The organism is Pseudomonas sp. NPDC087697 (assembly GCF_044743155.1).
GTDB lineage: Bacteria > Pseudomonadota > Gammaproteobacteria > Pseudomonadales > Pseudomonadaceae > Aquipseudomonas.
In genome coordinates, this window is the sequence record NZ_JBIUVW010000020.1 from 52,856 (window position 1) to 70,433 (window position 17,578).

General features: G+C 58.2%; 18 protein-coding genes. 11 read left to right on the forward strand and 7 right to left on the reverse strand.

All coding sequences use genetic code 11. From position 1 onward, the window contains the following. Positions 1 to 10 precede the first annotated feature (10 nt). Positions 11 to 871, reverse strand: a complete 861-nt coding sequence (locus tag ACIPIN_RS15730; RefSeq protein WP_178098709.1) for a MurR/RpiR family transcriptional regulator — start codon at positions 869 to 871, stop codon at positions 11 to 13. Positions 872 to 1,077: 206 nt separating this feature from the next. Here ACIPIN_RS15730 and zwf point away from each other — a divergent pair, with 206 nt between their 5' ends. The 4 genes from zwf (at position 1,078) to ACIPIN_RS15750 (ending at position 5,033) form a co-directional block, all read left to right on the forward strand. Next, on the forward strand, positions 1,078 to 2,547 hold the full coding sequence (zwf, locus tag ACIPIN_RS15735; RefSeq protein ID WP_401120036.1) for a glucose-6-phosphate dehydrogenase: 1,470 nt from the start codon (positions 1,078 to 1,080) through the stop codon (positions 2,545 to 2,547). After that, positions 2,534 to 3,247: a 6-phosphogluconolactonase gene (gene pgl, locus ACIPIN_RS15740; RefSeq protein WP_401120038.1), complete on the forward strand. Its 714-nt coding sequence runs from the start codon at positions 2,534 to 2,536 to the stop codon at positions 3,245 to 3,247. Before zwf ends, pgl begins: the two co-directional genes overlap by 14 nt. Before the next feature lie 17 nt (positions 3,248 to 3,264). Further along, positions 3,265 to 3,930: a bifunctional 4-hydroxy-2-oxoglutarate aldolase/2-dehydro-3-deoxy-phosphogluconate aldolase gene (locus ACIPIN_RS15745; protein ID WP_123584259.1), complete on the forward strand. Its 666-nt coding sequence runs from the start codon at positions 3,265 to 3,267 to the stop codon at positions 3,928 to 3,930. 467 nt (positions 3,931 to 4,397) lie between these two features. Next, positions 4,398 to 5,033 carry an intradiol ring-cleavage dioxygenase gene (locus tag ACIPIN_RS15750; RefSeq protein ID WP_401120039.1) on the forward strand — a complete coding sequence of 212 codons (636 nt, stop codon included), beginning with the start codon at positions 4,398 to 4,400 and terminating at the stop codon, positions 5,031 to 5,033. Positions 5,034 to 5,071: 38 nt separating this feature from the next. On the opposite strand, the gene ACIPIN_RS15755 is transcribed toward ACIPIN_RS15750, so the two are convergent. From ACIPIN_RS15755 to ACIPIN_RS15770, 4 genes are all read right to left on the reverse strand, one after another. Then, a complete protein-coding gene (locus tag ACIPIN_RS15755; protein WP_401120041.1) occupies positions 5,072 to 6,253 on the reverse strand; it encodes an aminotransferase class V-fold PLP-dependent enzyme in 1,182 nt (393 codons plus the stop codon). Positions 6,254 to 6,274: 21 nt separating this feature from the next. Beyond that, positions 6,275 to 6,511, reverse strand: a complete 237-nt coding sequence (locus ACIPIN_RS15760) for a DUF3820 family protein (protein ID WP_019693207.1) — start codon at positions 6,509 to 6,511, stop codon at positions 6,275 to 6,277. Between the two features lie 295 nt (positions 6,512 to 6,806). Continuing rightward, complete coding sequence (locus ACIPIN_RS15765; protein WP_071553717.1) at positions 6,807 to 7,277, reverse strand: MaoC family dehydratase; 471 nt, start codon at positions 7,275 to 7,277, stop codon at positions 6,807 to 6,809. A 42-nt stretch (positions 7,278 to 7,319) separates the two neighbouring features. Next, positions 7,320 to 8,264, reverse strand: a complete 945-nt coding sequence (locus ACIPIN_RS15770; protein WP_401120044.1) for a lysophospholipase — start codon at positions 8,262 to 8,264, stop codon at positions 7,320 to 7,322. A 228-nt stretch (positions 8,265 to 8,492) separates the two neighbouring features. Here ACIPIN_RS15770 and fadD2 point away from each other — a divergent pair, with 228 nt between their 5' ends. Both fadD2 and fadD1 read left to right on the forward strand, forming a co-directional pair. Further along, positions 8,493 to 10,181, forward strand: coding sequence for a long-chain-fatty-acid--CoA ligase FadD2 (gene fadD2 / locus ACIPIN_RS15775; protein WP_401120045.1), 1,689 nt, complete (start codon positions 8,493 to 8,495; stop codon positions 10,179 to 10,181). Between the two features lie 360 nt (positions 10,182 to 10,541). Then, positions 10,542 to 12,242, forward strand: coding sequence for a long-chain-fatty-acid--CoA ligase FadD1 (fadD1, locus tag ACIPIN_RS15780; RefSeq protein ID WP_401120047.1), 1,701 nt, complete (start codon positions 10,542 to 10,544; stop codon positions 12,240 to 12,242). 185 nt (positions 12,243 to 12,427) lie between these two features. On the opposite strand, the gene ACIPIN_RS15785 is transcribed toward fadD1, so the two are convergent. Then, a complete protein-coding gene (locus ACIPIN_RS15785; protein WP_401120048.1) occupies positions 12,428 to 12,805 on the reverse strand; it encodes a hypothetical protein in 378 nt (125 codons plus the stop codon). A gap of 199 nt (positions 12,806 to 13,004) precedes the next feature. On the opposite strand from ACIPIN_RS15785, the gene ACIPIN_RS15790 reads away from it, so the two are divergent. The 3 genes from ACIPIN_RS15790 to def all read left to right on the forward strand — a co-directional run bounded on the left by ACIPIN_RS15790 (position 13,005) and on the right by def (position 14,859). Beyond that, positions 13,005 to 13,196 carry a CsbD family protein gene (locus ACIPIN_RS15790; protein WP_401120050.1) on the forward strand — a complete coding sequence of 64 codons (192 nt, stop codon included), beginning with the start codon at positions 13,005 to 13,007 and terminating at the stop codon, positions 13,194 to 13,196. A 176-nt stretch (positions 13,197 to 13,372) separates the two neighbouring features. Beyond that, complete coding sequence (locus ACIPIN_RS15795; protein ID WP_401120052.1) at positions 13,373 to 14,317, forward strand: YihY/virulence factor BrkB family protein; 945 nt, start codon at positions 13,373 to 13,375, stop codon at positions 14,315 to 14,317. A gap of 2 nt (positions 14,318 to 14,319) precedes the next feature. Further along, positions 14,320 to 14,859: a peptide deformylase gene (gene def, locus ACIPIN_RS15800; RefSeq protein ID WP_401120053.1), complete on the forward strand. Its 540-nt coding sequence runs from the start codon at positions 14,320 to 14,322 to the stop codon at positions 14,857 to 14,859. 31 nt (positions 14,860 to 14,890) lie between these two features. Here def and ACIPIN_RS15805 read toward each other — a convergent pair whose 3' ends face one another. Continuing rightward, on the reverse strand, positions 14,891 to 15,358 hold the full coding sequence (locus ACIPIN_RS15805) for a GNAT family N-acetyltransferase (protein ID WP_401120055.1): 468 nt from the start codon (positions 15,356 to 15,358) through the stop codon (positions 14,891 to 14,893). Between the two features lie 359 nt (positions 15,359 to 15,717). Here ACIPIN_RS15805 and ACIPIN_RS15810 point away from each other — a divergent pair, with 359 nt between their 5' ends. Both ACIPIN_RS15810 and ACIPIN_RS15815 read left to right on the forward strand, forming a co-directional pair. Then, positions 15,718 to 16,659: a fatty acid desaturase gene (locus ACIPIN_RS15810; RefSeq protein WP_401120056.1), complete on the forward strand. Its 942-nt coding sequence runs from the start codon at positions 15,718 to 15,720 to the stop codon at positions 16,657 to 16,659. A gap of 9 nt (positions 16,660 to 16,668) precedes the next feature. Further along, complete coding sequence (locus ACIPIN_RS15815) at positions 16,669 to 17,460, forward strand: phosphate/phosphite/phosphonate ABC transporter substrate-binding protein (RefSeq protein WP_401120057.1); 792 nt, start codon at positions 16,669 to 16,671, stop codon at positions 17,458 to 17,460. Positions 17,461 to 17,578 lie beyond the last annotated feature (118 nt).

Here is a 17,578-nt window from a genome sequence, read left to right on the forward strand (position 1 = left end):
CTTGCCGACCTTAGTTGAACTCATCCCCGATCGGATACCGGCTGGCGTTTAGGCTTTCCTTGATCTTGCGCAAGTGCGGCTGGAAGTCGACGCCGCGGCGCAGGGTCATGCCGGTGGCAAGCACGTCGAGCACCGTCAGCTGGATGATCCGCGAAGTCATTGGCATGTAGATGTCGGTGTCTTCCGGCAGCGGGATATTCAGGCTCAAGGTGCTGGCCTTGGCCAGTGGCGAACCCTCGGCCGTCAGACCGAGCACCGAAGCACCGTTCTCGCGGGCAATGCGCGCCACTTCCACCAGTTCGCGGGTGCGCCCGGTGTAGGAAATGATCACGAACAGCTCGCCCGTGTGCGCCACCGAGGCAATCATCCGCTGCATCAGCACGTCCGCATGGGCGGTGACCGCCAGGTTGAAGCGGAAGAACTTGTGCTGTGCATCCAGCGCCACCGGAGCTGACGCACCGAGGCCGAAGAAGTGGATCTGCCGGGCCTGGATCAGCAAATCCACGGCGCGACTGATCAGGTTCGGGTCCAGTGCCTGACAGGCGCTGTCCAGCGATGCGATGGCGCTGCCAAAGATTTTCTGGGTGTAGGCTTCAGGGTTATCGTCGGCTTCCACCGCGCGGCTGACATACGCCGCGCCGCTGGCCAGGCTTTGGGCCAGTTGCAGTTTGAGTTCCGGGTAGCCACTGACACCGAACGAACGGCAGAAACGGTTGACCGTCGGCTCGCTGACCGAGGCGGCCTGGGCGAGGGCGGCAATACTGAAGCGAGTGGCCTGCTGTGGGTTGAGCAGGATCACTTCGGCGACCTTGCGTTCGGCCTTGTTCAGGTCTGCAAGGCGATTCTGGATTTGTTCCAGTAAATTTCGCACGCGGTCCATACAGGTTCCTTAGGTCGGCTATGCAGATTGGGCCCGTGTAGCGGCCCATAATGGTGGCCTATCCTACTGATGGCCCCGACCGACCACCACTCGGAATCTGTATTTTTGAAAAATGTTGTGGTTATTACTACATTTTTCCTTGAGCGATGCCTTAAAAAAAGGTATTTGTAGCTTAACTTGATAAAAGAACAAACATCATGCCTTCGATTACGGTTGAACCGTGCACCTTTGCCTTGTTCGGCGCCTTGGGCGATCTGGCCCTGCGCAAGCTGTTTCCTGCCTTGTACCAACTCGATGGTGCCGACCTGCTGCATGAGGACACGCGCATTATCGCACTGGCCCGTGAACCGGGCACCGAGCAAGAGCATCTGGCCCTTATTGCCAGCGAGCTGCGCCATTACGTCGATGCCAAGGAGCTCGACGAAACCGTGGTCGAACGCTTCCTGGCACGCCTGACGTACCTGCATGTCGACTTTCTCAAGTCTGACGACTACGTCGCTCTGGCCGAACTGGCTGGCACGGCGCAGCGGATGATTGCCTACTTCGCGACGCCTGCTGCGGTGTATGGCGCGATTTGCGAAAACCTGGCAAAGGTTGGTCTGAGCGAAAACACCCGCGTGGTGCTGGAAAAGCCGATCGGTTCGGACCTCGAGTCGTCGCGCAAGGTCAACGACGCGGTGGCGCGGTACTTCCCGGAAAACCGCACTTACCGCATCGACCACTACCTGGGCAAAGAGACGGTCCAGAACCTGATCGCCCTGCGTTTCGCCAACAGCCTGTTCGAAACCCAGTGGAACCAGAATTACATTTCCCACGTGGAAATCACCGTCGCCGAGAAGGTCGGGATCGAAGGCCGCTGGGGTTACTTCGACAAGGCCGGCCAGCTGCGGGACATGATTCAGAACCACCTGTTGCAGCTGCTGTGCCTGATCGCCATGGACCCGCCGGCGGATCTCTCGGCCGACAGCATCCGTGACGAGAAAGTCAAAGTGCTCAAGGCGCTGGCGCCGATCAGCCCCGAAGGTCTGACTACCCAAGTGGTGCGCGGCCAGTACATTGCCGGTCACAGCGAAGGCAAGTCGGTGCCGGGTTACCTGGAGGAAGAGAACTCCAACACTCAGAGCGATACCGAAACCTTCGTCGCCCTGCGTGCCGACATCCGCAACTGGCGTTGGGCGGGCGTGCCATTTTACCTGCGCACGGGCAAGCGGATGCCGCAAAAGCTGTCGCAGATCGTCATCCACTTCAAGGAACCGTCGCACTACATCTTCGCCCCCGAGCAGCGCTTGCAGATCAGCAACAAACTGATCATCCGCCTGCAACCGGACGAAGGTATTTCCTTGCGCGTGATGACCAAGGAACAAGGCCTGGACAAGGGCATGCAGCTGCGCAGCGGTCCGTTGCAGCTGAATTTTTCCGATACCTATCGCAGTGCGCGGATCCCCGATGCCTACGAGCGGTTGTTGCTGGAAGTGATGCGTGGCAATCAGAACCTGTTTGTCCGTAAAGATGAAATCGAAGCCGCGTGGAAGTGGTGTGACCAGTTGATCGCCGGGTGGAAGAAGTCCGGTGATGCGCCCAAGCCTTATGCGGCGGGCTCCTGGGGACCGATGAGCTCCATTGCACTGATCACGCGGGACGGGAGGTCGTGGTATGGCGATATCTGAATTCAAACTGCCTCGGGGCGTCAGCGCTCATGAGTTTCGCAGCCCGGTGTTGCTGGCCGAAGGCCTGGCACTGAAGGTGGCCAAGCAACTGAGCGACGCAATTGAAGCTCGGGGTACCGCGACGCTGGTAGTGTCCGGCGGACGCAGCCCGGTGGCGTTTTTCCAGCACTTGGCCAAACAGACGCTGGACTGGTCGAATGTGGTCGTCAGCCTCGCCGACGAACGCTGGGTACCCGTGGAGCACGCCGACAGCAATGCCGGTCTGCTCAAGCGGTACCTGTTGCAAGGCCCGGCGGCCCAGGCGCAGTTCCTCAGCCTCTATAGCGCCACCGCCAACCTTGAACAGGCTGCCGAGCAGGCCGACCGCTTGCTCGCCGAGTTGCCGGCGATCGACGTGCTGGTGCTGGGGATGGGCGACGACGGTCACACCGCCTCGCTGTTCCCCAACAGCCCGAATCTTGGCGACGCCTTGCAGGCCGACGGCACGCGCCGTTGCTGGCCGATGCTGGCGCCGACCGTGCCGCATCAGCGCCTGACCATGAGTCGTGCACTGCTGGCCTCGGCACAGTTCACCGTGCTATCGATTTCCGGTCAGTCCAAGCTGACCACCCTGAGTGCCGCACTGGCGGGTGACGATGTCGCCGCAATGCCGATTCGCGCGTTTCTGCAACCCACGTTAGAGATTTACTGGTGCCCATGAGCCAAGGATCAGCCGCTATGACAAACACTCAACCGACCGTTTCCATGGCGGACAAAGTTGCCCTGATCGACAGCCTTTGCGTCAAGGCGCGAATTCTGCCGGTGATCACCATTGCCCGTGAACAAGACATTCTGCCGCTGGCCGATGCCCTTGCAGCGGGTGGGTTGACGGCCCTGGAAGTGACCCTGCGTTCGCAGTTCGGCCTCAAGGCCATCCAGATTCTGCGTGAGCAGCGTCCGGAGCTGGTCACCGGTGCCGGCACCGTGCTCGATCGCAACATGCTGGCCGCCGCTGAAGCCGCCGGTTCGCAGTTCATCGTGACCCCAGGCATTACCCGTGACCTGCTGGAAGCCAGCGTTGCCAGCCCGATTCCATTGTTGCCGGGCATCAGCAACGCCTCCGGCATCATGGAGGGCTACGCCCTGGGCTATCGCCGCTTCAAGCTGTTCCCGGCGGAAGTCAGCGGTGGTGTGGCAGCGATCAAAGCCCTTGGCGGCCCCTTCGGCGAAGTGCGCTTCTGCCCGACTGGCGGCGTTGGCCCAGCCAACATCAAGAGCTACATGGCGCTGAAAAACGTGATGTGCGTCGGCGGTAGCTGGATGCTTGATCCGGAGTGGATCAAGAACGGCGACTGGGCACGTATCCAGGAGTGCACCGCCGAGGCGCTGGCCCTGCTGGACTGATTGGTTTTACCGGCTTTTTTTACCCTGAATCGTTGTAGTTGTGTTCTACGGCTTTACGGCGCACTTGGTCAGTGCGCCGTTTTTTTTTGCCTACAGAAAAGTGGCAGCCCTTCAGGGGCATAGGTATCTACGAGTTTTTTTGCTCTAACCCCCCGTAGCAGCTGTCGAGCCTGCGAGGCTGCGTTCGGCCGCGGAGCGGTCGTAAAATCAGGCGGCGCGTTCTTCCAGGCAAACCGCGTACGCAGGGTTTGCGAGGACTTCGTCCTCGAACGCAGCCTCGCAGGCTCGACAGCTGCTACGGGTGTTGTATACATAGTTACCGCAACCCACCCCGGAGATCTCTTTATCCTTCGAGCAACTTATGGAGGAGAGCGACTCATGGAAGAACACGCAACAACCAACACAACCGAGCCAGTCTGTTTATTGGCCCCGAGCAGATTGCCGGCCCGTACTTCAGAAACCCCAGGTTGATCCGAAGGAACATCAGTGAAGGCGCCAGCGGCATTCCTTTGCTGCTCAAGCTGAATATTGTCGACGTCAGCAACTGCGAGCCGGTAACGGATGCTCTCGTGGACATCTGGCAATGCAATGCGCGAGGGGCCTATTCGGGCTGGAGCAAGGTCGATCCGGATAAAGAGGTCGATGTCGGCGACATCGGCTCGGTTCCGCGTACCGATGACGACACTTATTTGCGCGGTGGGCAATTCACCGACCGCAAAGGCATCGTCAGGTTTACCACGATTTATCCGGGATTCTATGCAGGGCGCAGCGTGCATATTCACGTTGCCGTGCGAATCGTTTCCGGCAGTAATTACCTGGATGCACGGCACGTGGCCTGGGTCGGCCAACTGTACCTTCCCGAGGTGACATCGCGTTCGGTACTGAATGCCAAAGACTATAGCGGGCGGAGTATTTCGCCGCTGCGCAACGATCAGGACGAGCTCTTTACCCAGATGCATGGGGAAGACTCGATACTGAAAATCCACACCATTGCCCGTGATTCCTGGGAAGACGGATATTTCGGGCAGTTGATCATTGGTATCGACAAGCGCGCGATGTCTGCACAGATCAAACCCGAAGACTTCGACATCTACACCGTGTGAACACCAGGGTTCGTGGTCAATCCCTGGTGTTCATCGCTTCAAACCAGTTCGATCAGGGCCTGCGCCACCAGGCGCATTTCCTGTGCAGTGCTGGTCAGGCCGGGAGTGATGCGAATACAGCTGCCGCACGCCGAACCGCTGCGGGCCACGGTGAACAGGTTGTAGTCGTTGAGCAGTCGGTCGACCATCGCTTGTTGGTCGGCCTGCCGGGTGAAACGCATCGAGGTGATGCCGCAATACAGTCGCGGGTCATCCGGGGTCATGACTTCAATGCCCGGCACGTCGCGAACGGCCTCGACCCACAGATTGCGCAGGTAATTGAGCCGCGCACCTTTGGCTGCCGCGCCACCGATGGAATAGTGTTCTTCGAACACCAGCGGCAACGTCAGCAACGCCGGAATGTTTGGTGTGCTGTAAGGCGTGCGCGAGCGGATATCGGTGACCGGAAAATGAAATTCGCCCATGTCGGGATCAATATCGGCCAGACGCTGTGGCGCTATGTAGATAAAACCCAGGGTCAGCGGTGCACCGATCCATTTGTGCAGGTTGTAGCCGGCAAAAGAGATACCCAGTTCATCGAGGTTGAATTCGATCTGGCCGAGGGCGTGGGCACCGTCGAGGATCACATCGATCCCGTGCTCTTTGGCCGCCGCGGCAATCGCCTTGACCGGCATCACCAGACCGGTGCGATGGGTGACGTGGGTCAGCGCCATCAGCTTGAGCCCTGGATAACGTACGAACGCCTCGCGGTAACTCGTCACCAATGACTCGAAGCTGGCTGGATGGGAGTGTTCGATCTCGATCACTTCGACACCGCGATGGCGTGCCAGCCAGCGCATCGCACTTTTGACCGTGTCGTATTCCAGGTCGCAGAGCAGCACCTGATCGCCCGGCTGCAAACCGTTGTAGTTGCGAATCAGCGATTGCAGCGCGTCCGAGGCGCTGCGGGTCAGGGCAACCGCTTCGGCGGGTACCCGTAAGAGCTCGGCCAGCTGCCCGCGTATTTCCACGCTTTCGAGCTTTTCGAAGCGCTGGCGCACATACACCGAGTTGCTGCGGTTGATGAGTTCTATGTTGCGCTGGTATTCCTCGATCACGGTGCGCGACATGCGGCCGAAGTAACCGTTTTCCAGGTTGATCGGACCTGGCTGGACTTCATAGCGGTCGGCAAACGTCTGCCAAAAAGCTTCATCAAGGGCGCGGCGAGTATTTTCGGGCATAGGGGCGACTCGTTCCGTGGGTCAGTGGCGAGGTTTGGGTTTGCCATGTTTGGCGCGCAGCGGGTCGAGCAAGTCGGACAGGCCGTTGTGATCGATTTCCTGCATCAGGGCCAACAAGCCACCCAGTTCACCGTGGGGAAAACCCTCGCGGGCGAACCAGTTCAGGTATTGGCCGGGCAGGTCGGCAATGATGCGACCCTTGTATTTGCCGAAGGGCATTTCGCGGGTGACCAGCAGTTCGAGCTTTTCGGGATTCATCGATCAGTCGTCTTGATTCAAACAGTCTGGAAAATACAGGCATTCTGCAGGCAGGCCAATTGACAGATCATGCAAAAAAACCGGATACAGATTTTCTGTGTCAGGGGGGATTTGCATCGTTGTTGAGCCGACCCCAAGTCTCTGGTCGTCGGCAAGTACGAAGAAAAAACGCCAGTCAGTTAAGCGTGGGTGGCCCCAAAAGATCGCAGCCTGCGGCAGCTCCTACGGATTTCGTACGGCTTCGACTGGTCGGCGTAGGAGCTGCCGCAGGCTGCGATCTTTTGGGGGCTTGTGATCAGCCGATGCTTATCGCGGGCAGTGTCGGCAAGGTCACGGTCTGTTGCTTGCGCGGCGCGAGGATCTCGGCCTCGCCATCCACTACCAGCTCATCGCGCTGGTTGAATACCCGCGTGGCGATGCGCACGCGGAACTTCGGCAGTTTCTCGAGGATTTCCAGGCGTACGGTCAGGGTGTCGCCGATTTTAACCGGCTTCTGAAAGCTCATTTGCTGACCGATATAAATAGTCCCCGGCCCAGGCAACTCGCAGGCGACGGCAGCGCTGATCAGTGCACCGCTGAACATGCCGTGGGCGATGCGTTCCTTGAACATGCTCGCTGCCGCAAACTCGGCGTCCAGGTGCACCGGGTTGTGGTCGCCGGACATCGCTGCGAACAGCTGTATGTCGCGCTCTTCGACGGTCTTGCTGTAGCTGGCGGTCTGGCCGACTTCGAGGGCTTCGTAAGGGGTATTGGTAACCTGGGTCATGTGTCTTGAATCCTGTGACGAGTTAAGTGAAATAACCAAACATTATTCGGTTCTGGGCGGTCGGCGATGGCTCAGTGCCTGGGCCAGCCATTTGAGCAGGTCCGCGGTCACTTCATCGCGGTTGCTCTCGTTGAACAGTTCGTGCCGGGCCTGCGGGTAGATGTTCAGTTGCATGCACTGGCTGCCGGCATCGCGCAGCGCGTCGGCCAGAGCCTTGAGACGTTTGCCTTCGCTCACCGGATCACATTCACCACCGATCACCAGCAACGGCAGGCCCGGATCGATCTCTGCGAGATTGGACGCTTTGCTGATTTGCTGCAAGCCGCCGAGCAGGTCGATCCACAGTTGGTTGGTACAACGGTAGCCGCAGAGCGGATCCTGGACGTACTTGTCGACTTCGTCCGGGTCGCGGCTGAGCCAGTCGAATGCAGTGCGATGGGGCTTGAAGGCCTTGTTGAATGAACCGAACGACAACCATTCGATCAATGCACTGCGACCGGTAGCGCCCTGGCGCCAGCGTTCGAAACGCGCAATCAGGCCCGCCACGCGGTACAGCGCCACCGGCTGGAAGTTCGAGCCACTGAGCACCGCGCCGTACAGGCTGGCACTGTGATGCAGCAGGTACGCCTGGGCGATGTAGCTGCCCATGCTGTGGCCAAACAGCACGATAGGTATGCCCGGATGGTGTTGGCCGATGTGTTGGTTAAGGCTGGCCAGGTCGCCGACCACTTTGCACCAACCGTCGTTGTCCGCGAAATGCCCGAGCACGCCGTGTTCGGCGGTTTTGCCATGGCCGCGCTGGTCCAGCGCATAGACGCCGTAACCCTCGGCACATAAAGCCTGCGCCAGCCGCGCATAACGGCCGCTGTGTTCAGCCATGCCGTGGGACAGCAGAATCACCGCCTTTAGCGGGCCTTCAGGCAGCCACTGGTTGACGAAAAGTCGACTGTGGTCACTCGCGTTCAACCAGAAAGTGTCGTGGATCATGGCGATTCCTTTGCACGGTTTTGTTTAGGCGCGGCGTCGTTGCATTGTATAGCTCATCAACCGCTGGGCGTGCGATGCGGGTGTCCCTCAGCAGCAAGATTCACACTATCAATGAAGCTGGTGCGTATATTTGCCTGAATCACCATAACTGCTAGTGTCCCAGAAGCCCCGCTTTTCAGCGTCACAGAGATGCGGCCCGGATTCGCTCAGGTAAAGAGGACAAGAACAATGCAACCTGATTTCTGGAATGACAAACGCCCGGCCGGCGTACCCAATGATATCGATCTGGGTGCCTACAAGTCGGTGATCGAGGTGTTCGAGCGTTCCTGCAAGAAATTTGCTGACCGTCCGGCGTTCAGCAACATGGGCGTGACGCTCACCTATGCTGAACTGGAGCGCTACAGCGCGGCTTTCGCGGGCTACCTGCAAACACAGACCGACCTGGTGCCCGGCGACCGCATCGCGGTGCAGATGCCCAATGTCCTGCATTACCCGATCGCCGTGTTCGGCGCGCTGCGGGCTGGTCTGATTGTGGTCAACACCAACCCCCTGTACACCGCGCGTGAGATGCGTCACCAGTTCAAGGATTCTGGTGCCCGGGCGCTGGTGTACCTGAACATGTTCGGGCAGAAGGTCCAGGAAGTGCTGCCCGACACCGAAATTCAGTACCTGATCGAAGCGAAGATGGGCGACCTGATGCCGACAGCCAAGGGTTGGCTGATCAATACCGTGGTCGACAAGGTCAAGAAGATGGTGCCGGCCTACGACCTGCCGCAGGCGATTTCCTTCAAGAGCGCGTTGCGCCTGGGCCGAGGTCAGAGCATCAAGCCAATGAAGGTCGGCCTCGACGATGTCGCCGTGCTGCAATACACCGGCGGCACCACCGGGCTGGCCAAGGGCGCGATGCTGACCCACGGCAACCTGGTTGCCAACATGCAGCAGGCCCACGCCTGTCTTGGCCAGTTCGGCAGCGATGGCAAACCGCTGCTGCGTGAAGGTCAGGAAGTGATGATCGCGCCGCTGCCGCTGTACCACATCTATGCCTTCACGGCGAATTGCATGTGCATGATGGTCACCGGTAACCACAACGTGCTGATCACCAATCCACGGGACATCGCCGGCTTTATCAAAGAGCTGAAAAACTGGCGGTTCTCGGCGCTGCTGGGGCTCAACACACTGTTCGTCGCGCTGATGGATCATCCGGACTTCAAGACCCTGGACTTCTCCAGCCTTAAACTCACCAACTCCGGCGGCACCGCGCTGGTCAAGGCCACCGCCGAACGTTGGGAGCAGATGACCGGTTGCCGGATCACCGAAGGCTACGGTTTGACCGAAACCTCGCCGGTGGCCTGCACCAACCCGTATGGCGACAAGTCGCGTATTGGTACAGTCGGCCTGCCGGTGCCGGGCACCACATTGAAAGTCATCAACGACGAAGGCGTCGAGCAGCCTCTGGGTGAGCGCGGCGAGCTCTGCATCAAGGGCCCGCAAATCATGAAAGGCTACTGGCAGAAACCCGAAGCCACTACCGAAGTGCTGGATGCCGAGGGTTGGTTCAAGTCCGGCGACATCGCGGTGATCGACCCGGACGGGTTTGTACGGATTGTCGATCGCAAGAAAGACATGATCATCGTCTCGGGTTTCAACGTGTACCCGAACGAGATCGAGGATGTGGTCATGGCGCACCCGAAGGTCGCGAACTGCGCGGTGATCGGCGTGCCGGACGAACGTTCCGGGGAAGCAGTGAAACTCTTCGTGGTGGCGCGTGAAGCAGGTATCAGCCTTGAAGAACTGAAGGCCTACTGCAAGGAAAACTTCACCGCCTACAAGGTGCCCAAGCACATCGTGCTGCGTGATTCGCTGCCGATGACGCCGGTGGGCAAGATATTGCGGCGGGAGTTGCGCGATATCGCCTGACAGATCGTAGGCGGAGGCGATCCGAAAAGATCGCAGCCTTCGGCAGCTCCTACGTGCGGTGCGTACGTGCAGGAGCTGGCGAAGCCTGCGATCTTTTTCGTTTGAGAGACCCATTCCAGAGGGTTCAAAAGATCGTATAGAACCTTTACTCTAAAATTGACTATTAAATTGTCATGAGTCATTAAAGTGACTGTAGGGGCTTTCTTTGGCTCTAGTAGGGCCTTGGCAAAGCTGCTACTCTCGGCGCGCTTTGTGACTTCTCGGCTTATGTAAAAGCCGGATTCACTAATAAAAAACACACACCAATAATAATCGCATCAAATGCGGTGAAGAATTCGCGTTGCTGAGGAGTGGGCTTCCATGATCGAAGACTTTTGGAAGGATAAGTACCCAGCTGGAATTGCTGCCGACATCAATCCAGACGAGTATCCGAATATTCAGGCAGTGTTAAAGCAGTCCTGCCAACGCTTCGCCAACAAACCGGCCTTTAGTAACCTCGGCAAGACACTCACCTACGGTGAGCTGTACGAATTGTCGGGTGCTTTTGCGGCTTACCTGCAACAGCATACCGATTTGCAGCCGGGCGATCGAATCGCCGTGCAACTGCCAAACCTTCTGCAGTACCCGGTCGCCGTGTTTGGTGCTATCCGCGCCGGCTTGATCGTGGTCAACACCAACCCGCTGTACACCGCGCGGGAAATGGAACACCAATTCAACGATTCCGGCGCCAAGGCGCTGGTTTGCCTGGCGAACATGGCGCACTTGGCCGAAGCCGTGGTGCCCAAGACGGGCGTCAAGCACGTCATCGTCACCGAAGTGGCCGACCTGCTGCCACCGCTCAAGCGCCTGCTGATCAACAGCGTCATCAAGTACGTGAAGAAGATGGTCCCGGCATTCCATCTGCCCAAGGCCGTCAAGTTCAATAACGTGTTGAGCAAAGGCCACGGCCAGCCCGTGACCGAAGCCAATCCGGCCAGCAGCGACGTTGCCGTGCTGCAATACACCGGCGGTACCACCGGCGTGGCCAAGGGTGCAATGCTGACCCACCGCAACCTGGTGGCGAACATGATGCAGTGCAGGGCGCTGATGGGTTCCAACCTGAATGAAGGTTGCGAAATCCTTATCACGCCGCTGCCGCTGTACCACATCTATGCCTTCACCTTTCATTGCATGGCGATGATGCTGATCGGCAACCACAACATCCTGATCAGCAACCCGCGCGACCTGCCGGCGATGGTCAAGGAGCTGTCGAAGTGGAAGTTCAGCGGTTTTGTCGGCCTGAACACCTTGTTTGTGGCGCTGTGCAACAACGAAGCGTTCCGCAAGCTGGATTTCTCAGGCCTGAAAATCACCTTGTCCGGTGGCATGGCCCTGCAACTGGCCGCTGCCGAACGCTGGAAAGCCGTGACCGGTTGCGCCATCTGCGAAGGTTACGGCATGACCGAAACCAGCCCGGTGGCCACCGTCAATCCAAACCAGAACATTCAGGTGGGCACGATCGGTATTCCGGTTCCGTCGACCCTGTGCAAAGTTATCGATGACGCCGGCGTTGAACAGCCGTTGGGCGAAATCGGTGAACTGTGCGTGAAAGGTCCGCAAGTGATGAAGGGCTACTGGCAGCGCCAGGAAGCCACCGACGAGATCCTCGACAGCGAAGGCTGGTTGAAGACCGGTGACATCGCACTGATCCAGCCAGACGGCTACATGCGCATTGTCGATCGCAAGAAAGACATGATTCTGGTCTCCGGTTTCAACGTCTACCCGAACGAGCTTGAAGACGTACTGGCGACCTTGCCGGGCGTGCTGCAATGCGCGGCCATTGGTGTGCCGGACGAGAAGTCGGGTGAGGCGATCAAGATTTTCATCGTCGCCAAACCGGGCGTAACCCTGACCAAAGAGCAGGTGATGACGCACATGCGTGCTAACGTTACCGGCTATAAAGTACCGAAAGCCGTCGAGTTCCGCGATGCGCTGCCGACCACCAACGTTGGCAAGATCCTGCGTCGCGAACTGCGCGATGAAGAGCTGAAGAAACTCGGCTTGAAGAAGGTCGGCGCATAAAACCAAAGCCCCGCGGATGCGGGGCTTTTTGTGTCTGGCAGAGAAATTTTCAGTGCCAGTCAGGCCGCCTTCGCGAGCAAGCCCGCTCCCACACTGGATTCCGGTCGTACACACACTCTGTGTTCGATGAAGATCAAATGTGGGAAGGGCCGGGCGACGTTCGCTTGCTCGCGAAGCTTTTGCTGTTACAGGCGGAACTGCGCGAAATTGACGTTGGTACCGGCTGGGCGCATGTCCTGAAGGTACGAGTCCTTGTCGGCGCTCAGTTCCAGGCTCAGGGCTGCCTTGCGCTTGCCTTCATTGCGCACCACCAGTCCTTCGAGTTTCTCGCGCAGGAACACCGTCGGCACTTTCAGGTGCAGCAGTTCGTCGGTGGCTGGCGTGTGCATCAGCAGGTGAACCCACTCGTACTGACCAACGGCCAGACGCGCCACCGGGATATCAAACCACCAGATGTTGCGGTTGCGGTTCAATTCGGTGAAATGGCAGTTGTTGACGCCAAGCACTGCACCGCCGAGTTCCTGGTTTCTGCGGGCAATGGCCTGCTTTTTATCGAGTTTCATAACGTTCCTACGGGATTGGATCTTCAGCGCCATGGCCTGAATACGTTGCGCATTCTCGGGGGTTGGCAGGCAAACATAAAGCCCAACCTGCATTTGCAGATGAAATGACCCGATGAAAATAAATGAAACTCTGTGCAACGCCCACCGGTCAACCTCTAGGTAATGACTCTGACCTTTGAATGTTCACAGGAGAAATACCATGAGCAGCACTGGCGATAAAGTTAAAGGGCTGGCCAACGAAGCGGTCGGCAACGTCAAGCAAGGTGTGGGTAAAGCCACCGACAACCCCAAGCTGCGAGCCGAAGGCAAGCTTCAGGAAAAGAAAGGCGAAGCCCAGCAAGCACTCGGCAAGGCTAAAGACGCGATCAAGAAAACCATCGATAAAGTCTGACCCAATAACCTGCGTGAGCGCAGTGCGACGGCCATCCACGGATGGCCGTTTTTATGTCGGCTATTGTTACTTCCCCCACGAAATTGTTCCAAGGTCGCCAAGTAGGTTACTTTGATGTAGAAAACGGCCCCTGAGTCGCCCCCGACTTCAACCCTTTTGCGGCGAAAGGAGACGCTATGATTTTCCCGGAGTTGAAAGGCTTGCCCTTGCACCGCGTGATGATGCGCACGGTCACCGAGTTCATCAATGACGAGATGTCGACGTACGCCTCGGCGCTGGCCTATCAAATGTTGTTCTCGCTATTTCCCTTCATTCTGTTCCTGATTGCCCTGATCGGTTTCCTGCACCTGCCGGACTTCTTTTCCTGGTTGCGCCTTCAGTCGGAACTGGTATTGCCGCCGCAAGCGCTGGAGCAAGTGAACCCGGTGATCGATCAGCTCCAGCAATCCAAGGGAGGATTGCTCTCGGTGGGTATCGTCATCGCCCTGTGGACCGCCTCGGCAGGTGTGCGGCTGATGATGAGCGCAATGAACGCCGCCTACGATGTGGTCGAAGGCCGGCCGATCTGGAAGCGCTTTCCACTGTCGATCTTCTACACCGTTGGCGTTGCCGGAATGTTGCTGGTCGCTGCAGCATTGATGGTGCTCGGCCCGCAGGTGATGGAATGGATTGCGGCACAGATCGGCATGGAGGAGTTCATCGTCACACTGTGGACGATACTGCGCTGGCCGGTGATCGTGATCCTGCTGATGGTCGCGGTCGCGTTGATGTACTACGTGATGCCTGATGTGAAGCAGAAGTTTCGCTTCATCACGCCAGGCTCGGTGCTGGCGGTGGTAGTGTGGATCGTCGCTTCGCTGGGCTTTGGTTATTACGTCAAAACCTTCGCCAACTACAATGCCATGTATGGCAGTATCGGCGCGATCATCGTGCTGTTGCTGTACTTCTACATTTCCGCTGCGGTGCTATTGCTCGGTGCGGAGATGAATGCGGTGATCGATCACATGTCGACCGAAGGCAAGCATCCTGGCGAAAAGGGCTTCGGCGAACACGACGAAAAACAACATGTTTCGGGACTGGGCCGGGACCACTCGCTCAACCCGACCACTGACGAAGCCTGACGATGATCCGTGAAATCCTCAAAATGGGCGATGAGCGCCTGCTGCGTATCGCTCCGCCGGTACCGGCCGAAATGTTCGACAGTCCCGAGCTGTGGCAGTTGATCGACGACATGTTCCAGACCATGGAAAGCGTCGGTGGCGTCGGCCTGGCGGCCCCGCAGATTGGTGTCGACCTGCAACTGGTGATCTTCGGCTTCGAACACAGCGAACGTTACCCGGACGCCGACGCCGTACCGCAGACGATCCTGATCAACCCGTTGATTACGCCGCTTGATCCGACGCTGGAAGAGGGCTTCGAAGGTTGCCTGTCGGTGCCGGGACTGCGGGGGGCGGTGGAGCGCTATCAGCACATTCGCTATGAAGGCGTTGATCCCAAGGGCGAGCCGATTGTGCGCATCGCTTCAGGTTTCCACGCCCGAGTGGTGCAACACGAATGCGATCACCTGATCGGCCGGTTGTACCCGTCGCGGATCACTGACTTTCGCAAGTTCGGGTTTACCGAGGTGATGTTCCCGGATCTCGATCCATCGGCTGATGACTAAAGCGCTAAAAGATCGCAGCCTTCGGCAGCTCCTACGCCGAGTGCATTCCCCTGTAGGAGCTGCCGAAGGCTGCGATCTTTTGATCTTTGCCCGGCTCCAGGCCCATGGCAATCATCGGCTTGCTGCGCTTGTAGCGAGCCAGACGCTCGGCCAGTGCATAGGGCAACAATGGGCCAGCGGTGAAACCATTGCGCTCATAAAATTCGCGCAAGTCCGGGTGGCAGAATAGCCACACCGGTGCCTTGATCTGTAACAGCGCCTGGGCCATCAACGCGGCCGCAATGCCTTGCCCTCGAAGGGCCGGGTCGACAAACAACCCCGTTAGCCAGAACCCCTCAGCCACCGGCCGCAAACAGAGCCCGGCGATGATCTCGTCGCGCTTGCCCACCCACAGTTGAGCGTCGCGAACGGCTTTCATCGATGACTGGTGAGTGCGGTAGAACTTGTTCATCAAGGGCCACAACGGCTCGGCAAGCTGGGTGTATTGGGTGTTGGGCATGTGCGAGAGGGTCACTGCGAAAAATGAGCCTATTATAAAAGAACCAACGCTGCGAGATAGGTGTATACCTGATCCCATATTCCCAGTTGGTGGAGCGTACATCATGAGCAAAGGCATGGATTCAAAGAAAGCAGCGAAAAAGAAACCGGCCAAGACTGCGGTTGAAAAACGCGCTGACAAGAAGGCCAAAAAAGTCGATGTGTTCGGGCATTAAGTCTGCTTTGACGGAGCCCGGCAATCGGGCTCCGCTTTCACTTCCAGGTAAATAACCAATCGATCTGCAAGATTTCCCTGCGCCGTTGCACAGAAGGGGATAAGGCCGACTTTGTCTGTTGGCTTGTCCTGTTCTGAGCCGAGCCATGTCCCATTACCTTGATCAAAACCAGCGTGAAGAAATTGAAGCCCTGCGCCGAACGTTTGCCGGTCGCAGCGAATGGCCGACCTGGCTGTTGCTGATCGGCGTCTACGCTGCCTGGTTTGGCGTGCTGCTGGCCAGTGCCTGGCTGGGACTGTGGCTGAGTACGCTGCTGCTGATACTGATCGTGGTGCTGTGGATGTCGGTCCAGCATGAGCTGTTGCACGGGCACCCGACGCGCTTTACTTCGTTGAACAAACTCCTCGGCTACGCACCTTTTGCCGTCTGGTATCCGTACACCCTGTACCGCGACAGCCACCTTTTGCATCACCGTGACGAAGACCTGACGTTACCGGGCCGCGACCCGGAAAGTCGCTATGTGAGCACGCAGCAGTGGCAGGGCAGTTCAGTGTTGGAGCGTAGCCTGCACTGGCTGAACAAAACCATGCTTGGGCGCTTCGCCGTCGGTGCGCCGCTGGCTTTGCTGGCGCTGGCCAAAGAAGAACTCCAGCGCTTGCGCCAAGGCAATCGCCAGGCCTGGTTGATGTGGCTGACCCACGGTGCGTTGACCGTGCTGATGCTGGTTTTCATCGCTCGCTACAGTGTTATTCCCGTCTGGCATTACCTGTTCTTGATCAGCGTGCCGGCGTTGTCGGTAGGGACGATCCGTTCCTACTATGAACATCGTCCGCACCGCGAATCGCAAAAGCGCACCGTGCTCAACGAGGCTGCCTGGCCTTGGCGCTGGTTGTTCCTCAACCTGAACCTGCACCTGGTGCATCACGATTTGCCAGGCTTGCCGTGGTTCTATTTGCCGCAGGTATATCGCGCACGACGCGAGCAATGGCAGGCGCGCAGTGGTGGGTTTCTGGTACACGGCTATGGTGAGCTGTTGCGTCAGCACGGGGTCAGTCCCGTGGACAGTCCGCAGCATCCTTTCAGTTGAGAACCGAGCATGATTTCAGGTTTTGCAGAGTTACTGATGTACGTCGCCCCCGAGCCCATACGCGTGGCTAATGAACGATGGCTGGCACGCATCGTCGAGCGGCTCGGTGCCACCCGTTTGAGTACTGAAGGTCTATCGTTGATGGAGCTTTGGCTGGCCCCGCATTTACTGCTCACTCAGACCTGCGGATATCCACTGATGACGGCGTTGCGCGGGCAGGTGCGGGTGATCGGGCGGCCGCGCTATGAGCTACCCGACAGCAGCGGTGGCAACCATTGCAGCGTGCTGCTGACCCGTGCCAACGATCCGTGCCGAAGCTTGCCGGCGATGTTGGGTTGTCGCGCAGTGATCAATGCTGAGGACTCCAACAGCGGCATGAATCTGCTGCGTCAGCGCATCGCCCCCTTGCAACGCAATGGTCAGTTTTTCTCCTGCGTTGCGGTCAGCGGCAGTCACCGTGAAAGCATGCGCTGGCTGCGTGACGGGCGCGCGGATCTATCGGCCATCGACAGCGTGACCTTCGCGTATCTGGCGCGCCATGCGCCGCAGGAAGTCAAAGGTTTACGGGTGATGGCGCGCAGTGCGTTCAGCCCGACCTTGCCGTATATCAGCGTTGCCAGCCTGACAGATGAGCAAGTCGAGCACCTCCGCGAGGTGATGAATCAGGCATTGAATGAACTGCCCGAGGTGGCTGAAACTCTGGGGCTCCACGAGGTTTTGCCAGCCACTGAAAGCGACTACCAGATCCTCCTCGATTACCAGCAAGAGGCCGAAGAGCTGGGGTTTGGACGCTTGCGTTGAGGGTTGAAGCGAGCGGCGGACAGCGTGATTATTTATATTTCAAAATAATATATAAAAATACTTTTTAAGTATTATTAAAGAATAAGGCTCCTTGCTAGGATCGCTGCACCGGACCACC